Annotated in this window: 1 protein-coding gene; it reads right to left on the reverse strand. The window is 61.2% G+C overall.

The genetic code is table 11. The features are described from left to right. Positions 1-17: 17 nt before the first annotated feature. Positions 18-1,649 carry an NAD(P)/FAD-dependent oxidoreductase gene (locus CXR02_RS21815; RefSeq protein WP_104063888.1) on the reverse strand — a complete coding sequence of 544 codons (1,632 nt, stop codon included), beginning with the start codon at positions 1,647-1,649 and terminating at the stop codon, positions 18-20. Between the last annotated feature and the right edge of the window lie 100 nt (positions 1,650-1,749).

Genomic DNA, 1,749 nt, shown 5'->3' on the forward strand with positions numbered 1-1,749 from the left:
GGCGGTGGTGGTGCTGGTCAGGCCGGGGTCAGGATGTCGGCGTCGGTTGCGAAGTTCGGGTACTTGTTGGAGGCCTCGTCGGTGAGGATGGACCGGTACTGCTTGATGCCACCGAGGTAGAACATGACCGTGCGCTTCTTTCCGGGGATGTTGGCGCCGAAGATCCACGAGGCAGCCTGGGGGAAGAGTGTCTGGTGGGCGATATCCGAGCAGGTCTCCGTCCAGTCGGCCTCGGTTTCGGATTTGGCCTCGATCCAGCCCGTGCCGGAGGTCAGGACGTGGCTGATGGTTTCGCTGATCCACTCGACCTGTGTCTCGATTGAGGGCGGAAGGTTGGTGAACGGCCCGTTCGGGCCCAGGATCATGAACATGTTGGGGAAGCCGCTGGTTGCCATGCCCAGATAGCTGGTTGGCCCGCCAGCCCAGTGCTCTTTCAACGTTTCGCCATCGCGGCCGCGGATATTGACGCGGACATAGTTGCCGTCCACGGCGTCGAACCCGGTCGCGCAGATCAGCACGTCCAGTTCATGCAGGGTGCCGTCGGCGGTGACGATGCCCTGTTCGGTCACCGACTCGATCGGGTTTTCCTTGACGTTCACGAGGGAGACGTTTGAACGGTTAAACGTTTCGTAGTAGCCCGAATCGCACAACGGCCTGCGGGCGTACAGATCGGTCGGCGTCAGTTTCCGGCGCGTTTCGGGGTCCGTGACGATCTCGGCGATCTTGCGACGGATGAACTTCGCAGCCTCTTCGTTGGCGTCCGGGTCCGTGGCGATATCCGAGAAAGTCTCGAACATAAAGCGGAACCCCCCGCCTTCCTCCCAGGTCCGCTGGTAGATCCGTTCGCGTTCCTGGGGCGAAACGCTGAACGTGGGAACGGCGCTCTCCTCGAAACCCATGGCCACCGAGGAGTTCTTGACCTGGTCCCAGTTCGCCTCGAAGTTCTCCCGATGGGCACGCTGTTCCTGCGCCGTAAGCTGGCGGTTGCCCGCCGGGACACTGTACTGCGGTGTGCGCTGGAAAGAGGTCAGATGCGCCGCTACCGGGGCCGTGGCGGTGATCACCTGATTACCGGTTGAACCGTTGCCGATAACACCCACCCGCTTGCCCGCGAGGTCCAGGTCCTCCGGCCAGGCACCCGTGTGGACCAGCCGGCCCGCGAAGGTCTCCATGCCGGGGAACTTCGGAAGATTGGTGGCCGAGAGCAGGCCGAGGCCCGTGACCAGAAAGCGGGACTGGAACGTGACTCCGCGGTCGGTCCGCACGGTCCAGGTGCCGGAGGCCTCGTCGAACTCAGCCTCAGTCATGCCGGTTTCAAGCCGGACATGCTCCCGCAGGTCGTAGCGGTCCACGACGCCATTCAGGTACGCCAGGATCTCGGCCTGGGGCACGTATTTCGTGTTCCACGGAGTCTGTTCGTAAAGGTCGCGATCAAAAGAGTACTGGTAAACAAAACTCTCAGAATCCGAAAGCGCGCCCGGATACTTGTTCCAGAACCAGGTCCCCCCAACACCCCCGGCACGATCAATCGCTATGGCATCGAGACCGAGCTCGTTGCGCAGCTTATGCAGCATGTAGATACCACCGAAGCCTGCTCCAACAACGAGCGCATCGAGCTGATAGGTCTTCCCGGGGACGGCGTTGTCCATGATGTCTTCCTCCGACTAATAGAGCACTGTGAGATAATTCACCTTGTAAACAACAGTCTGTGGTGGCAGAACCACGACCCGGTGTCCCAATTTGAAACAC

Origin of the sequence: Arthrobacter sp. 4R501 (assembly GCF_002929755.1) — a bacterium.
In the GTDB taxonomy this organism is placed as follows: domain Bacteria; phylum Actinomycetota; class Actinomycetes; order Actinomycetales; family Micrococcaceae; genus Arthrobacter.